A 14,651-nucleotide genomic window follows, 5' to 3' on the forward strand; every position below is an offset into this window, starting at 1 on the left:
GGGCAATGCGCGACTTTCATCTTCCGGGGCGATCAGCCGTCTTGGCCCAAAACGGCCTGTGCGCGACCTCGCATCCTCTAGCTGCCAGCGTCGCCGTCGATATCTTGAAACGCGGCGGCAATGCAATGGATGCGGCTCTGGCCGGGGCGGTCTTACTGGGAATTTGCGAGCCGCAAATGACAGGCATCGGCGGGGATTGCTTTGTTCTATACTCCCGCCCGGGACAGGGCATCCAGGCGCTGAACGGATCAGGCCGCGCCCCTGCCGGGGCCAGCGCTGCTGCGCTTCGGGCACAAGGGCTGGAAACCGTTCCGCTGGGCAGCCCCGATGCGGTGACTATCCCTTGCGCGATTGACGCGTTCTGCCGTCTGGCCGAAAGCGAAGGACAGCTTGGGATTGATGCACTGCTGCAGCCGGCAATACACTATGCCGAAGAGGGCGTTCCCGTGGCGCCGCGCACGGCGTTCGACTGGAACAACAGCACATCAGCTTTGCAAGGCGCGGCGCGGCACCATTACCTGAAAGACGGCCAGCCGTTCATCAGCGGCGATGTGTTCCGCACACCCGGGCAGGCCGAAGTGCTGCGCCGCATCGCTAAAAACGGGCGGGATGCCTTTTATTCCGGGGACGTGGCCGAAGATATGGTGGCCGCGCTGACGGCGCTTGGAGGCGTTCACACTCTGGCGGATTTTGCCGCTGCCAGCAGCTTTGCAACACAGCCGGTTGACGGCCAGTACAATGGCCTGGGCCTGACCGAGCATCCGCCCAATGGTCAGGGTGCAACTGCGATTTTGCTGCTGAACATACTCAAGCATTTTGAAATTTCTAACATGGATCCGTTTGGCGCTGAACGTGCGCATATCGAGGCGGAGGCCGCCAAGCTTGCCTATGATGCGCGCAACCGGTTCCTGGCCGATCTAGATCACACCACCCGGCTGGCGCATATGCTGGCACCCGAAACGGCTGCCCGGCTTGCCGCGCTGATCGACCCCAAGCACGCCCTGCCGGCAGCGCAGCCGCTAACCGAGGCGGTGCACAAAGACACGGTCTATATTACTGTGGTGGACAAGGACCGCATGGCGGTCTCGCTGATCTATTCTATCTTCCACGGTTTCGGCTCGGGCATTGCGTCTGAACAATTCGGTATTCTGCTGCAGAACCGCGGCGCCGGCTTTACCTTGGAAGCGGGTCATCCGAATGAATTCGGACCAGGAAAACAGCCGATGCATACGATCATCCCCGCCATGCTGGAGCAAGACGGAGAAGTAATCATGCCCTTTGGCGTCATGGGCGGCGGTTATCAGCCGACCGGCCACGCCCGGCTGGTCTCCAACCTCGTTGATTTTGGCATGGACCTGCAATCCGCTGTCGATGCCCCCCGCTGCTTTGCCGATAACGGAGTGCTGAAAATCGAGCGCGGCTATGCGGCTGAGGTTCGCCGGAAGCTTGCGGATATGGGGCATCGCGTGGTGGTGCCGGACACGCCGCTGGGCGGCGCGCAGGCGATCCGGATCCATGCCTCGGGCGTGCTGGAAGGCGCCAGTGATCCGCGCAAAGACGGCTGCGCGCTGGGATATTGATGAAGGGGAGTTCCGGCCGGCCGAAAACAGCGGAATTCAGTTCAGCTGATAGTGCAACGCATAGGCGCCGCCATCGAAATTCCCAAACATTTCAGGGACATCCGGGTGGCCAATAGGCTCCCCGGAATAGTCCGCCACCAGGTTTTGCTCAGAGACGTAGGCGACATAATAGCTTTGGTCGTTTTCCGCCAGCAGGTGGTAGAACGGCTGGTCCTTTACCGGGCGGCTGTCTTCCGGGATCGCTTCATACCATTCTTCGGTATTGGAGAACTCGGGATCAACATCAAAGACCACCCCGCGGAAGGGGTGCTTCCGGTGGCGGACGACCTGCCCGAGGTTGTATTTTGCGCGTGTTCTCATCATGGTCATGTTCGCCCCCGTACATTGTAAATAGCGCGCGCGCCAAGCAATTGTCCAACTCTTGACGCAAATTTTCAGGGAAACAGACTGTGAACCTCGCTTTGACAGTACTCGAAATCACCGCCCCGGTGTTCCTGCCGGCCATGGCCGGGTTCACATGGGTGAAACTCGGGCTCAAGTACCGCACGCAGTTTGTCACCCGGTTGACGATGACCCTGGCGGTGCCTGCCTGATCTTCACCGAACTGATGAAAACGGAGCTGGACAAGGCGGCGCCCGGGGCTTTTTTGCTGGCCGCCTTGGCAGGCCTATGCAGTACTGGCCGGCATAGACCGGATTGGGCTATGCCGTTGTCATACTTGCTGTTTCAGCCATCCTGTCCTCCACCTATGGGATCTATCTGGTGGCGGGCCGCAATGCCGGCAGCAAAGCTATCCGGGAACCGATGGTTTGGGCAACGTTTCCGGGCGGGCTGTTCCTGTGGCAGGAATTGGGAACACCGCGCTTCCTGACCAATGCGCTGGAATAGACCGGGCAAAGAAATTCGAAGCCGATTCCAGCGCTGTGGCCGGGCTTGTGGTGGTCTCAACCCTGATGTCAGCGGCATTGCTGCCACTGCTGCTGACCCAGATTCTGTAATTGTGATTTCCTCACCTGCCGCAATCCGCTAAACTTGCCGCAAAATAACCCAAATCAAAAATGGGCAGAGGCAATGAGCAGAATAATCAGCGCCCTCGTTCTCCTCATGGCGGTAGCGTCTTGCGGAGGCGGGCACAAAGCGCCGCCGCGCAATCTGGATAATGCGTGCAGCATCATTCAGCAGCGGCCCGAATACCTGAAAGCTTTCCGCGCGTCCCAGCGCCGCTGGGGTGTCCCGGTGCATGTGCAGATGGCAACGATCTATCACGAAAGCCGGTTCCGCGGCGATGCCCGCACGCCGCACCAGTACCTGCTGGGAGTGATCCCTGTCGGGCGGCAATCCAGTGCTTACGGTTACAGCCAGGCGCTGGACGGAACCTGGGACGATTACCGGCGCGATACCGGCCGGCGGCGGGCCAAGCGCGACCGGATCAGCGATGCGGCCGATTTCATGGGCTGGTACATGCGCAAGAGCCGCGAAAAGAACGGTATCCAGCTGTATGACGCGCGCAATCAATACCTCGCCTACCACGAGGGGCATTATGGCTACTCACGCGGCAGCTACCGGTCCAAACCGTGGCTGCAGCGTGTTGCCGGACAGGTCGAATCCCGCGCCCAGACTTATCAAGCCCAGCTCGCGACCTGCCGTAAGTTCCGCTGAGATCCAGATGGGGCTTTCTTTGTGAAAGCCTCTCAGCCGTTGGACTGATATTGCGATTGCTCCCTAACCGCTGAATTCACGCGGAGCCGCACCGGGCGCCAGCCCGGTGCCGGACCCAAGGCCGCCAGGCTGTTCCGGCAAGGCCGGAGCAGCCGCGGGCGCGGGAGCCGCAGCCCTAGCGGGATCTGCCGCTGGTGGTGAACAGGCTGGAGGACAGTTTTTGACCGGTTTCCATTGCACCCAGAATCACAGTTGTCTGGCCGCCTGCACCGTCGTGAATGACCCATTTGCGCAGTTCTACCGGGGCACCGGTGAACATCATTTCGATACTGCCGTAGTCCGGGTGTTCCGGGTCCTGCGCCCGCACAATAGTAGAGGTGCCGTCAAAACTGTGCCCCACCACCATATTTGCACGCCCTAAATTCACGTTGCGGTCCAGGATGATCGACAGCGGAGTCCGCTTGAGCGGGTAGGTCTCAGGCGGCTGGTTTGATTTGGGATCGTGGATCACCACCGCCCCGCCGCCGGCAACCACGGTACCACCGCCCTTGCCGTCATACTCAAACCGCATCCGGCCCGGGCGGTGCATGTAAAGCTTGCCCGTCGACAGGCTGCCGTCGTCATTGATCTGGGTGAAGGGGGAGGCTGCGGTGGAAATCCCGTTCAAATAACGGGAAATCTCATTGAGGCTAAGCTGTTCAGCCGCCCAAGCGGCCGGCGCAGCAAGGGTCAGCGCAAAGGCGAGTGCAATCCGTTTCATGGCCTCAACATAGGCACGCTGCTGCAAAAGTGAAGATGCCGGATCCCTGCGGGACCGGCATCGGCAGAATTTTGTCAGCTCATTGTTCGGGAACCAGAATTTCCCGCTTGCCCACGTGGTTGGCAGCCGACACGACGCCCTCGTCCTCCATCTGTTCAACCAGCCGCGCGGCTTTGTTATAGCCGATCGCCAATTTTCGCTGGATGTAGGAGGTGGAGCATTTGCGGTCCTTGACCACGATCGCAACTGCAGTGTCGTACAAAGCGTCCTCGGTATCAGTATTGCCGCCGGTGTTCAGTCCCAGAACTGCATCAATGTTATCAGCCTTGTCGTCAGCCGGACCATCCAGAACGCTGCCGACATAGTCCGGCGGACCGAATTGCTTGAGGTGGTTGACCACTTCCTCGACCTCTTCGTCCGAACAGAACGGCCCGTGGCATCGGGTGATCTTGGCGCCGCCGGCCATATACAGCATATCCCCCATACCCAAGAGCTGTTCAGCGCCCATTTCACCCAGAATGGTGCGGCTGTCGATCTTAGAGGTGACCTGGAAGGAAATCCGGGTCGGGAAGTTTGCCTTGATGGTGCCGGTGATCACGTCAACCGAGGGGCGCTGTGTCGCCATGATAAGATGAATGCCCGAAGCCCGCGCCATCTGCGCCAGACGCTGGATGCAGGCTTCGATCTCTTTGCCGGCCACCATCATCAGGTCTGCCATCTCGTCAACAATCACAACGATATAGGGCAGGACAACGGGTTGAAACTCTTCGGTCTCGAACACCGGCTCGCCGGTGTCGTCGTCGAAACCCGTCTGCACGGTTCGCGAGAACATCTCGCCCTTGGCCAGCGCTTCCTTCACGCGGCCATTGTAGCCGGCGATGTTACGCACACCCATCTTGGACATCTTGCGGTAGCGGTCCTCCATCTCGCCCACCACCCATTTCAGCGCGACGACGGCTTTTTTGGGGTCGGTCACAACGGGCGAAAGCAGATGCGGGATGCCGTCATAAACGGAAAGCTCCAGCATCTTGGGATCAATCATGATCAGGCGGCATTCAGCCGGCGTCAGCTTATACAGCAGCGACAGGATCATGGTGTTGATCGCCACCGACTTACCGGAACCGGTGGTGCCGGCAATCAGCAGGTGGGGCATTTTGGCGAGGTTCGCGACCATGGAATCGCCGCCGATATCCTTGCCCAATGCCAGTGGCAGCGCGTGGTTGCCGTCGCCGAAATCCCGCGACGACAGGATCTCGCGCAGGACCACTTTTTCGCGTTTCTCATTCGGCAGTTCGATACCGATCACTGTACGCCCTGGCACGGTTGAAACCCGTGCCGAAAGCGCCGACATCGAGCGGGCGATGTCGTCAGAAAGGCCAATCACCCGGGATGCCTTGAGGCCCGGTGCCGGTTCCAGCTCATACATGGTGACAACGGGACCGGGACGGACCGAGGTGATCTCTCCCTTGACGCCATAGTCATCCAGAACGGCCTCCAGCATCCGCGCATTTTCTTCCAGCGCTTCGTCGCTCAGGTGGTGGCGCTCGATGCCGGTCGGGTTGGTCAGCAGGCTCAGCGGCGGCAATTCAAAATCGCTGCCGCTGGCATCGAACGCCAGATTGGGCTGCGCTTCGGCCTTGGCACGCGCCGAGGGCTGTACGGTTTTGCGTGCCGGCTGTTCGACCACTGCCTTGCGCGGCTCGGCCACGGGCAGATCAACGGTCAGACGCGGTCCCGGCACCGGGCGCGGTTCGGGCGCGGAGGAAACTGGCGCAGGCGGTTCCGCAGCATCCGGCAGATCCTCGGACGGGACGTAGTCCGGAGCTATCATACTGTGATCCGAAGCGGTGTCTGCAATCTCATCTTCGTCCCGAAGGTCAGCATATGATGCTTCCGAACCAAAGGCGTCTTCTGCGGAAGCCTGCCAGGAAGGCGAGGGATCTTCCGGCAGCGGCGGCATCGTTGCAAGCGCAGCGGTCAGAGGCGGCTCAGGCGGCAGGCCGTCCTGGTCCATGGCAGGGTTGTAGATCAGCGGTGCGGGACGCTGGCCGCGGCCTTTGGTCAGCGGCAGGGCCGGATCCTGCTCCGGCGGCACATCTGCTGCCCGGCGAATGCGCACGGCATTGGCGATTTTCTGGGAAATCCGGTCTTCACCGCCTTCGCCATCAGCCGGAAATTCAGCCGCGTCCTCATCCTGCATGTCAGCCGCATAGGCGCTGTCCGCCTCCGGCGCAGGTGCAACACGGCGGATCAGGCCGGGCACACGCGACAGCAAACCGCCTTTGGCAGGCGCTTCCGGCTCTTCCTGCTGGCTGTCCGCAATGTATGCGTCTTCTGCATAATCCTCGAACATCTCCGTCTCAGCGTCAGCAGCGTCATAGGCAGATTCTTCCGCTTGTTCCGCCCGCGCCTTACGATAGGTCATTGCGGCCTGCAGCCCGCTGGACGCCCCGCGCCCCAGCAATGCGGCCACAGCGCCATAGCCCAGGATCAGGCCGATCATCACTTTGTGCAGGCCCTTCTTCACCTCGGGCCAGGTGAAGCCAAGCACCGCGCAGCCAAGCGCCAGCATTCCCGCGGCACTCAGCAGCGACATGATTTTCACCATGAAATGCAGGCCCACGGGCAGCAGCGCCAGCAATGCGCCAAGGAAGGTGTAACCAACCATGCCGCCAAGGCCGAAGTCATAATTCTGCTGCCAGGTGGAGCTGGCGTTCAGGGTTTCCATGTGCAGCGCCACCACCAGCAGCCACGGCACCGACAAAAGCAGCGGCCAGACCACCCGGTCCTCGCCCTTGTGCAGCACAAACCGCAGACCCCAGGCTGACAGGAACAAAGGCACGGCCCAGCTGGCCTTGCCGAACAAGGTAATCAGGATGAAAGAGACAGAAGCGCCGGGACGGCCCAGCCAGTTCTGCACTGGCGCATCGGTGGACACGGTCCAGTTCGGATCGTCCGGCGTATACGACCCCAGCATGGCGGCAACCATCAGCCCCACGAGGATCAATGCAATCCCAATCAGTTCCTTGCCGCGCTTTTCAATAGCCGCCTGCATATTGCTGTCGAGCAGCGGATCGCGGCTGCGGGTTTGAAATGCCATGCCTACCTCAGTTCCGTTTCTTTTGCCCGTGCCCGCTGTTACCCGCAAGGTCACGATCCTGTCCGTTTATTGGTCTTGGCTGCGCGGCCCCAAGCCAGGGGCCGCGCAGCAGAATTTCAGTACAGGCAGCCGCGCAGCGTGGTCAGCGCCCTGCGGGTGTCCTCGGCGGGGGCGACCAGCGCCACCCGGATATATGTCTCGCCCGGGTTCTGTCCCGGCGCGCCTTGCGCCAGATAGGCGCCTGGCAGCACCCGCACGCCGGTCTCCTGCCACAGCTTCAGTGCGGCCTGCTCGCCATTCTCTACCGGAAGCCAAAGGAAGAAGCCCGCTTCGGGCGCCATGTATCCATTGAGGCCGGCAAAGACCTCGTCAGCTATTGTGTATTTTTCCTGATAAAGCGCACGGTTCTCCGCCACATGCACCTCATCCGCCCAGACCCTGGCCGCGGCCGCCTGCAACGGGGCTGGCAGCGGAGACCCGGAATAGGCGCGCAGCTGTTTGACCCGTTTGATGGTCTCGGGACCGCCAGCAATCAGCCCGGAGCGCAGACCCGGAAGGTTTGAGCGTTTTGACAGGGAATTGAACAAGACCACACGCTCGGGGTCGGCGCCCAGCTCTTGGGCGACGGTCAATGCGCCGACGGGGACTGCGTCGCGGTAGATCTCGGAATAGCATTCATCTGCGAAGATGCGGAAATCATATTTCTCGGCCAGCTGGATCAGCCGGGTCCAGTAGCCGCGCGACGCGACAGCACCCTGGGGATTGGCGGGCGAACAGATATAGGCCGCAACGGTACGATTCAGCACGTCCTCGGGCAGGTTCCCGTAGTCCGGCAGATGGCCGGTGGCCGTTGTTGCGGGTACAAATACCGGCTCTGCTGCCACCGAAATCGTGGCCACCATATAGACCTGGTAGAAGGGGTTCGGGATCAGCACCACCGGCTTTTGCCCGTTCTTCTGCTCAGGACACAGCGCCATGGCGGCGTTGTACAGTCCTTCGCGGGTGCCGTTCAGTGCCATGATCTGCGTTTCAGGGTCCGCGGTTACGCCGTAACGGCGGGCAATCCAATCCGCGATGGCACCGCGCAATTCGGGCGTGCCATCATTGTTAGGATACTGGTTAAACCCGGCGGCGTTTTCAGTGATGACATCGGTGACCCAGGCCGGAAACGCATGTTTCGGCTCGCCAATGGTCATATGCACCACATCCCCGCCAGGGGTGTGATGGTCCAAAAGCGCCCGCAGGCGCGGAAACGCATAGGCTGGCAGGTTTGAAAACCGCTCAGGAAAATCCATATCTAATGCCTCGGTCACAGGATCATTGGCGCCCCGTTTGCGCCTCAGGTTACAGGTGGCGGGCGGGTGCGTCCACCCGGTGAAGTGCCCGCTGGGCCGAATGTGGCTTTCAGGCCAAGGCCATTTCAATCGCGGCACCGGTGCGCAGCAAGGCTTCCTCGCAGTCCGGCAGGCCGAGCACCTGCAGGCCGCAGCTGGGTGTTCCGGTGGGCAGCGAAAGCGCGCACAGCCCCATCAGGTTTCCGATCCGCGTGTTGCGCAGTGCCAGCAGGTTGGACTGCACGTAATAGTCATGATCGCTTTGCAGCCGTTGCAGATTCGGCGGCAAAATTGGCGAAACGGGGCTGAGCACCGCATCAAACCCGGCCACTGTCTGGTCCCAAGCCATACGGCATTGCTCCAGCTTAGCCCAGGCCGCGACATAGTCCGGACCGCTGAACTGCGCACCGGTGCGGAAGCGCTCAAGTATTTCCGCATACATCAGATCCGGCGTTGCCTCGATCACGTCTTTCCACAAGCCGTAGGCTTCGGTGGTGTAGAGAATCGGGCTCAGCGCCATGGCCTCTTCCAGCTCTGGAACCTCCAGCGGCACGATTTTTGCGCCGGCGTCTTTCAGGCGCTGCAGCGTATCACGATGGGCGGCAGAAACCTTTGGGTCCAAATCGTTTTGCGCCACATTTTGCAAATCGGCAAACCGGCACCCTTTCAGCGATCCGGGATTGCGCAGATCCGGTCCCGCCGTTCCCTCCAGCAGCCCTAACAGCAGCCCGGCATCCTCCACCGAGCGAGCCAGCGGACCGATGGTATCGAATTTCAGGCACAGCGGCACCACGCCCTCCAGAGTAATCCGGCCTGAGGTGGTTTTGAGCCCTACCAGATCATTCCAGGCAGACGGAATACGGACCGAACCGCCCGTATCAGAGCCGATTCCGGCTGCGGCCAGACCAAAGGCAACTGACGCCGCCGCACCGGAAGACGACCCGCCTGGCGCGGCCTCCTGATCATTGACGCAAGGCGGTGTTTCCTTGATCGGGTTGAAGCCAAGGCCAGAGAACGCCAGTTCGCTCATATGGGTTTTGCCCAGGCAGACCGCCCCCAAGAGTGTTGCGTTGCGCAGAACCGCTGCATCCTGTTCCGGCACTCGGCCCTTCAGCAGATCCGAACCGGATTCGGTTGCGGTGCCTGCGCTGTCAAACAGATCCTTCCAACTGACCGGCACCCCGTCCAGCGGCGACCGGCGCAGGCCCAGATCCGCACGTGTCTGCGCAGCCTCGGCTTCGGCCAGGGCGCGATCATGGGTCACTTGGGTATAGATCCGGTCCTTCAGCGGATGGGCATCTATGGCGTTCAGATAACAGCGGGTCAGCGCCACCGGACCGATTTCACCCGCCTCAATCCCCCGTCCCAAAGCGGCGGCGGTCATTGTCAGCCAATCTTGCATCAGCCCGTCTCCCCAAATGCAGTTGATGCAAACGGTAGCGGCAGTAAGACACAGGCACAATCCCGCGCTTCCCGGATGGACAATCCCGCCAGCAGGCGCATATTGCGGGGCATGAAAAATGCCTCTGATATCCTGATCGTGGGCGGCGGGCTGAACGGCCCCGCGCTGGCCCTGGCCCTCGCGCAGACCGGCCACAGCGTCACTGTGGTCGACGCACTGACCCCGGACAAGCTTGCTGATGAGAGCTTTGACGGGCGCGGTTACGCGCTGGCGCTGGCCTCGCAGCGGCTGCTGCTGCAGACCGGCGTCTGGCAGCATGTCGGGGACAATGCGCAAGCAATGCTGGAGATCAAGGTGACAGACGGTCATGCGGGCCACGGCCCGTCACCGTTTTTCATCCATTTCGACCATGCCGAGCTGGAAGAAGGCCCGATGGGCTATATGGTTGAAGACCGTTTCCTGCGCCGGGCCTTTCTGCAGGCGATGGAAGACGCGCCGGGCATCACCCTGGTGTCCGGGCGCACCGTGGTTGCACAAGCACCGGACCAAAGCGGTGTCACGGTCACCCTGGACGATGGCGGCGAGCTGCGCGGTCAGGTTCTGGTCGGCTCGGACGGGCGCCGCAGCGGCACCGCGCAACGGGCGGGCATCAAGCGCACCGGCTGGGACTATGGCCAGACAGCCCTGGTCTGCGCCATTGACCACGAAAAACCACACCACGGCATCGCGCATCAGTTCTTCATGCCGCCCGGGCCGCTGGCGATCCTGCCGCTGCCGGGCAACCGCTCCTCCATCGTGTGGAGCGAGCGGACGGAGACCGCCAAGGCCATCCACGCGTTGAATGACGCCGAATACATTCAGGCGCTGCGGCCGCGCTTTGGTGATTTCCTCGGAGAGATTTCCCTGGCAGGCAAACGCTTCACTTACCCGCTGAACCTGACCATCGCCAACAGCTTTATCGGCGACCGCATGGCGCTGGTGGGGGATGCGGCGCATGGGATGCACCCGATTGCCGGTCAAGGACTGAATGCAGGCCTGCGCGATGTCGGAGCAATGGCCGAAGTGATCACCGAGGCCACACGGCGCGGTGAAGACATCGGCTCCTCCCTGGTGATGGAGCGCTACCAGCAATGGCGCCGGTTCGACACAGCCTCGCTGGCTGCAGCCACGGATGTGTTCAACCGGCTGTTTTCCAACGACAACCCGCTGCTGCGTCTGGGACGGGATATTGGCATGGGCTTGGCGGGAGCGATCCCCGGCCTGCGCCGCAATTTCGTGCGCGAGGCTGCGGGCCTGACCGGCGACTTGCCCAAGTTGCTGAAAGGGCAGCCAATCTAAAGCCTGGGCGCTGCCTTTGTGCAGCGTCAGTCCAGCGCGCGCGCCTCATCTGCCAGCATCACCGGGATGCCATTGCGGATTGGAAAAGCCAGGTTGGCAGCACGCGAAATCAGTTCTTGAGCCGCGGCATCATATTCCAGCACCGCCTGCGTCAGCGGGCAGACCAGCGCTTCCAGCATCCGGCGGTCAAAGGCAGGCGCCTGTGTCTCGGTCATTGCAGGGTTTCCTCCTGAGAGCCGCCGCGCAGGGCGAATTCAATCAAAGTGACAAGCGTTTCCCGCCTTGTGACAAGGCAGGGCGCTTCGAGCAAGGCCTGTTTCTCTTCGGTGTCGAATTCCAAGAGCATGGCCAGAGAATTGATCAGCAACTCGTCGTCCGCGTCTTTCAATGCCTCCCAATCGGTTGACAGGCTCCGGGAAGAAAAGAACCGCTCCAGCAGATCCAGGAAAGACGACCGGTCAAGGGTATCGTCCGCCTCGGAACGGCCAAGGTCCCGGTCAAATCCTGTCCAGCTGACATCACAGCGCTGATAGGGGGTAAAACCGTTGGCTTCACGGGTAATCCTGAATCTGGAGACGCCCGAAAGCGTGACCAGGTACCGTCCGTCTTCTGTCTCGGAAAACTGTGTGACGCGCCCGGCACATCCAATCGCATGCAGCTCCTCCCCGGTTCCGTGCGGACCCGGACAGGGCTGCACCATGCCTATCAGACGCTGCCGCGTCTTTAGCGTATCTTCGAGCATCTGCAAGTAGCGCGGCTCGAAAATGTGCAACGGCAAACGCGACCGGGGCAGCAAAAGCGCCCCGGGCAATGGGAACACGGCAATCGTGTCCGGCAGATCAGCAGGCTGGATCATGGGACAGAGTGTAGTGCTGCCCCGGTCTTAGGCAAATATCATTGAGCTAAGTTTCCGGCGCCCGTTGAGAACCACCGGGTCGTTGGGTTTCAGCGCATCAAAGATGGTGAAGAGCTGCACCTTGGCGGCGCCCTCGTTCCACTCGCGGTCGCGGCGGAAAAGCTCCAGCAATTCGTCTACTGCGGCTTCTGCATCTCCAGCCGCATGCAGCGCCTGCGCCAGGTCGAAACGCGCCTGCAAGTCATCCGGACTCGCGTCCACCGCAGCCCGCAATTCCCCCACCGGGCCAGCATTCTCGGCCTGCCGCGCCAGGGCGATCTGCGCATGAGCGGCTTCAATCTCGGCTGCATCCGCAATCTCGGCGGGTGCGCCATTCAAAACGGCCTCCGCCTGATCCAGATCGCCAAGCGCGATATGCGCGCGTGCCAATCCGCCATAAGCCGCGGCGTTCTTGTCATCTTCGCCCAGGATGGCAGCAAAAGTCTGCGCTGCATCCGCCACGGCACCCTCAGTCAGCATCAGCTCGGCTGCTTCCAGCGCCTCGCCCAGACCGCCGTCGGCTGACCCGCCCCCCGCCTCGATGGCCTTGTTCACAAAGGCTTCGATCTCCGATGCCGGCAGTGCGCCCTGGAACATGTCCACCGGACGTCCCTCCACAAAGGCGACCACAGTGGGGATCGACTGCAGCGGCAGCCCCTGCTGCGCCAGTGCCTGCGCCAGGCGCTGGTTTTCATCGACGTTGATCTTGGCCATGGTGGCGGCACCCTTGGCCTTGGTGACAGCCGCCTCCAGCATCGGACCCAAGGTTTTGCACGGACCGCACCAAGGCGCCCAGAAGTCCACGATCACCGGTGCCTGCATCGACGCTTCGACAACGTCCTGCATGAAAGTGGCTTCGGTCACGTCTTTGATCAGATCACCCGCCGGTGCGGTGCTGCCAAGAATTTCGGTCATCAGATTGTTCTCCGCTTGGAACTTGCCCCCTATATGGAATCCTAAGCGCCGGAAACCAAGAGAGGAGTTTGCCGATGGCCAGCAGCAGGTTCGATCTCTTTGCGTTATCTGAAAAGATGATGCGTATGGATGACGCAGCTTGGGCACGGCACGCCAACCCGTGGAGCGTTGTGAGCCGAATGGCAGTTCTTCCTCTGATGACACTCGCCATCTGGTCCCGGGCATGGCTGGGCTGGGGGGCGATTTTACCCGTTTCGCTGGTGCTGGCGTGGACCTGGTGGAACCCGCGCGCCTTTGGCCGGCCTGCCAGCACCGGCACCTGGGCGTCCCGCGGCACATTTGGCGAGCGGGTGCTCCTGAACCGGGCGCAAGTTCCCATACCGCGCCATCACCTGGGCTGGGCAAAGGGCCTGGCGTGGGCGTCGGGCATTGGAGCGATCCCTTGGATCTATGGTATTTGGATCTTGGATCCCGGATTCACCTTTGGCGGCCTGACGCTGATGGTTGGCGGTAAGCTGTGGTTTGTGGACCGGATGGTCTGGCTCTACCAGGACATGCAGGACAGACACCCCGAATACGCCCGTTGGCTGCGCTAAACGGCAGTGCTCCCGTCCCCGTCAGCGCGCCCTGGCTGCGCCAGGGCCCTTACGGTGTTGGGCCGGGCGCCGCACTGCGCGTCAGCGCAGTGCCATCCCCAACGGAGGAGAAACATCCTGCGGATGTTGCGGATCAGGCGGGAGCGCTCCGCCTGCTGTCACAGATCAAAGGTTGCAAATACCGGCGCATGATCGCTGGGCTTTTCCCAGCCGCGGGCACCCCGCAGGATCCGGCTGGAATGCGCCGCGTTTTTAATATCCGGCGTCGCCCAAACGTGGTCGAGACGGCGCCCTTTGTCAGCCGCATCCCAATCCTTGGCCCGGTAGCTCCACCAGCTGTACAGGCGGCCGTCGGGGATATCGTTCCGGGTCACATCGGACCATCCGCCCGCATCCATCACGTCTGCGAAATGCTCCACCTCAATGGGCGTATGGCTGACAACCTTCAAAAGCTTCTTGTGGTCCCAGACATCATCCTCGCGCGGGGCGATATTAAGATCCCCGACCAGGATGGATTTTTCCGGTTTATCGGCTTGGAACCAGTCGCGCATCTCCGTGAGGTAATCGAGCTTCTGGCCGAATTTCTCGTTCTTTTCCCGGTCCGGCACGTCACCGCCCGCCGGTACATAGAAGTTGTGGATCACCACTCCGTTTTCCAGCCGTCCGGCCACATGGCGGGCATGGCCAAGGCTGGCGAAATCCTGGTCCCCTGCATCCTCAATCGGCAGGCGCGACAGGATTGCCACCCCGTTGTAGCCTTTCTGGCCGCGTGCAACCATGTGGCCGTAGCCCAGAGCCGCAAAGCCGTCCAACGGGATCTTGTCCACCGGGCTTTTGCACTCTTGCAGGCAAAGCACATCCGGCCCCTCCTCCTGCAACAGCTTCTGCACAATCGGTTCGCGCAGGCGGACCGAGTTGATATTCCAAGTGGCAAGAGTAAATGGCATCGCGCGCCTCATCGTGAAATCCGGGTTCCGGCGCGATACTGCCTGTCCGGGCCGGGAAGGACCAGAGATGAATTGGCCTACGGGTTCAAACAATCCAGACAAAAAAAGGCCGGGCATCACGCCCG

General features: G+C 61.5%; 15 protein-coding genes. 6 read left to right on the forward strand and 9 right to left on the reverse strand.

Going from position 1 to position 14,651, the window contains the following annotated elements; translation table 11 throughout:
• The first annotated feature begins 5 nt into the window (after positions 1 to 5).
• Positions 6 to 1,580, forward strand: coding sequence for a gamma-glutamyltransferase family protein (locus tag K3555_RS19405; RefSeq protein WP_260006709.1), 1,575 nt, complete (start codon positions 6 to 8; stop codon positions 1,578 to 1,580).
• A 36-nt stretch (positions 1,581 to 1,616) separates the two neighbouring features.
• Here K3555_RS19405 and hspQ read toward each other — a convergent pair whose 3' ends face one another.
• Positions 1,617 to 1,943 carry a heat shock protein HspQ gene (gene hspQ, locus K3555_RS19410; protein WP_260008565.1) on the reverse strand — a complete coding sequence of 109 codons (327 nt, stop codon included), beginning with the start codon at positions 1,941 to 1,943 and terminating at the stop codon, positions 1,617 to 1,619.
• 98 nt (positions 1,944 to 2,041) lie between these two features.
• Between hspQ and K3555_RS19415 the strand changes: the two genes are divergently transcribed.
• From K3555_RS19415 to K3555_RS19425, 3 genes are all read left to right on the forward strand, one after another.
• On the forward strand, positions 2,042 to 2,173 hold the full coding sequence (locus tag K3555_RS19415) for a hypothetical protein (RefSeq protein WP_260006710.1): 132 nt from the start codon (positions 2,042 to 2,044) through the stop codon (positions 2,171 to 2,173).
• Between the two features lie 103 nt (positions 2,174 to 2,276).
• On the forward strand, positions 2,277 to 2,468 hold the full coding sequence (locus K3555_RS19420; protein WP_260006711.1) for a hypothetical protein: 192 nt from the start codon (positions 2,277 to 2,279) through the stop codon (positions 2,466 to 2,468).
• A gap of 183 nt (positions 2,469 to 2,651) precedes the next feature.
• Positions 2,652 to 3,239 (forward strand): lytic transglycosylase, encoded by a 588-nt coding sequence (locus tag K3555_RS19425; RefSeq protein WP_027256819.1) that lies wholly within the window; start codon positions 2,652 to 2,654, stop codon positions 3,237 to 3,239.
• Between the two features lie 175 nt (positions 3,240 to 3,414).
• Here K3555_RS19425 and K3555_RS19430 read toward each other — a convergent pair whose 3' ends face one another.
• The 4 genes from K3555_RS19430 to K3555_RS19445 form a co-directional block, all read right to left on the reverse strand.
• Entirely contained in the window at positions 3,415 to 3,999 is a 585-nt protein-coding gene (locus tag K3555_RS19430) for an outer membrane lipoprotein carrier protein LolA (protein ID WP_129372440.1), read from the reverse strand.
• A 79-nt stretch (positions 4,000 to 4,078) separates the two neighbouring features.
• Positions 4,079 to 7,099, reverse strand: a complete 3,021-nt coding sequence (locus K3555_RS19435; protein ID WP_260006712.1) for a DNA translocase FtsK — start codon at positions 7,097 to 7,099, stop codon at positions 4,079 to 4,081.
• Between the two features lie 116 nt (positions 7,100 to 7,215).
• Complete coding sequence (locus tag K3555_RS19440) at positions 7,216 to 8,394, reverse strand: aminotransferase class I/II-fold pyridoxal phosphate-dependent enzyme (protein ID WP_260006713.1); 1,179 nt, start codon at positions 8,392 to 8,394, stop codon at positions 7,216 to 7,218.
• A 109-nt stretch (positions 8,395 to 8,503) separates the two neighbouring features.
• Complete coding sequence (locus K3555_RS19445; RefSeq protein ID WP_260006714.1) at positions 8,504 to 9,835, reverse strand: amidase; 1,332 nt, start codon at positions 9,833 to 9,835, stop codon at positions 8,504 to 8,506.
• A gap of 111 nt (positions 9,836 to 9,946) precedes the next feature.
• Here K3555_RS19445 and K3555_RS19450 point away from each other — a divergent pair, with 111 nt between their 5' ends.
• Positions 9,947 to 11,173: an FAD-dependent monooxygenase gene (locus K3555_RS19450; RefSeq protein ID WP_260006715.1), complete on the forward strand. Its 1,227-nt coding sequence runs from the start codon at positions 9,947 to 9,949 to the stop codon at positions 11,171 to 11,173.
• Positions 11,174 to 11,199: 26 nt separating this feature from the next.
• Here the strand turns inward: K3555_RS19450 and K3555_RS19455 are convergent, their stop codons facing one another.
• The 3 genes from K3555_RS19455 to K3555_RS19465 are packed head-to-tail and all read right to left on the reverse strand — an operon-like array spanning position 11,200 to position 12,983.
• Positions 11,200 to 11,388, reverse strand: coding sequence for a Trm112 family protein (locus K3555_RS19455; RefSeq protein ID WP_259988363.1), 189 nt, complete (start codon positions 11,386 to 11,388; stop codon positions 11,200 to 11,202).
• Complete coding sequence (locus K3555_RS19460) at positions 11,385 to 12,029, reverse strand: LON peptidase substrate-binding domain-containing protein (RefSeq protein ID WP_259988365.1); 645 nt, start codon at positions 12,027 to 12,029, stop codon at positions 11,385 to 11,387. Before K3555_RS19460 ends, K3555_RS19455 begins: the two co-directional genes overlap by 4 nt.
• Positions 12,030 to 12,056: 27 nt before the next feature.
• Entirely contained in the window at positions 12,057 to 12,983 is a 927-nt protein-coding gene (locus tag K3555_RS19465) for a tetratricopeptide repeat protein (RefSeq protein WP_259988367.1), read from the reverse strand.
• Positions 12,984 to 13,108: 125 nt separating this feature from the next.
• Between K3555_RS19465 and K3555_RS19470 the strand changes: the two genes are divergently transcribed.
• A complete protein-coding gene (locus K3555_RS19470) occupies positions 13,109 to 13,579 on the forward strand; it encodes a DUF6653 family protein (protein WP_311200042.1) in 471 nt (156 codons plus the stop codon).
• A 158-nt stretch (positions 13,580 to 13,737) separates the two neighbouring features.
• Here K3555_RS19470 and K3555_RS19475 read toward each other — a convergent pair whose 3' ends face one another.
• The gene (locus K3555_RS19475; RefSeq protein ID WP_259988369.1) at positions 13,738 to 14,526 is read right to left on the reverse strand and encodes an exodeoxyribonuclease III; all 789 of its coding nucleotides are present in this window, start codon (positions 14,524 to 14,526) and stop codon (positions 13,738 to 13,740) included.
• Between the last annotated feature and the right edge of the window lie 125 nt (positions 14,527 to 14,651).

This window comes from Leisingera sp. M527 (assembly GCF_025141525.1).
Lineage (GTDB): Bacteria > Pseudomonadota > Alphaproteobacteria > Rhodobacterales > Rhodobacteraceae > Leisingera.

What these genes read in the sequence shown, in the direction of transcription:
- K3555_RS19405 (WP_260006709.1), top strand. Translation starts at nt 6, where the DNA reads ATGCGCGACTTTCATCTTCCGGGGCGATCAGCCGTCTTGGCCCAAAAC.
- hspQ (WP_260008565.1), bottom strand. Translation starts at nt 1,943, where the DNA reads ATGATGAGAACACGCGCAAAATACAACCTCGGGCAGGTCGTCCGCCAC.
- K3555_RS19425 (WP_027256819.1), top strand. Translation starts at nt 2,652, where the DNA reads ATGAGCAGAATAATCAGCGCCCTCGTTCTCCTCATGGCGGTAGCGTCT.
- K3555_RS19430 (WP_129372440.1), bottom strand. Translation starts at nt 3,999, where the DNA reads ATGAAACGGATTGCACTCGCCTTTGCGCTGACCCTTGCTGCGCCGGCC.
- K3555_RS19435 (WP_260006712.1), bottom strand. Translation starts at nt 7,099, where the DNA reads ATGGCATTTCAAACCCGCAGCCGCGATCCGCTGCTCGACAGCAATATG.
- K3555_RS19440 (WP_260006713.1), bottom strand. Translation starts at nt 8,394, where the DNA reads ATGGATTTTCCTGAGCGGTTTTCAAACCTGCCAGCCTATGCGTTTCCG.
- K3555_RS19445 (WP_260006714.1), bottom strand. Translation starts at nt 9,835, where the DNA reads ATGCAAGATTGGCTGACAATGACCGCCGCCGCTTTGGGACGGGGGATT.
- K3555_RS19450 (WP_260006715.1), top strand. Translation starts at nt 9,947, where the DNA reads ATGAAAAATGCCTCTGATATCCTGATCGTGGGCGGCGGGCTGAACGGC.
- K3555_RS19455 (WP_259988363.1), bottom strand. Translation starts at nt 11,388, where the DNA reads ATGACCGAGACACAGGCGCCTGCCTTTGACCGCCGGATGCTGGAAGCG.
- K3555_RS19460 (WP_259988365.1), bottom strand. Translation starts at nt 12,029, where the DNA reads ATGATCCAGCCTGCTGATCTGCCGGACACGATTGCCGTGTTCCCATTG.
- K3555_RS19465 (WP_259988367.1), bottom strand. Translation starts at nt 12,983, where the DNA reads ATGACCGAAATTCTTGGCAGCACCGCACCGGCGGGTGATCTGATCAAA.
- K3555_RS19470 (WP_311200042.1), top strand. Translation starts at nt 13,109, where the DNA reads ATGGATGACGCAGCTTGGGCACGGCACGCCAACCCGTGGAGCGTTGTG.
- K3555_RS19475 (WP_259988369.1), bottom strand. Translation starts at nt 14,526, where the DNA reads ATGCCATTTACTCTTGCCACTTGGAATATCAACTCGGTCCGCCTGCGC.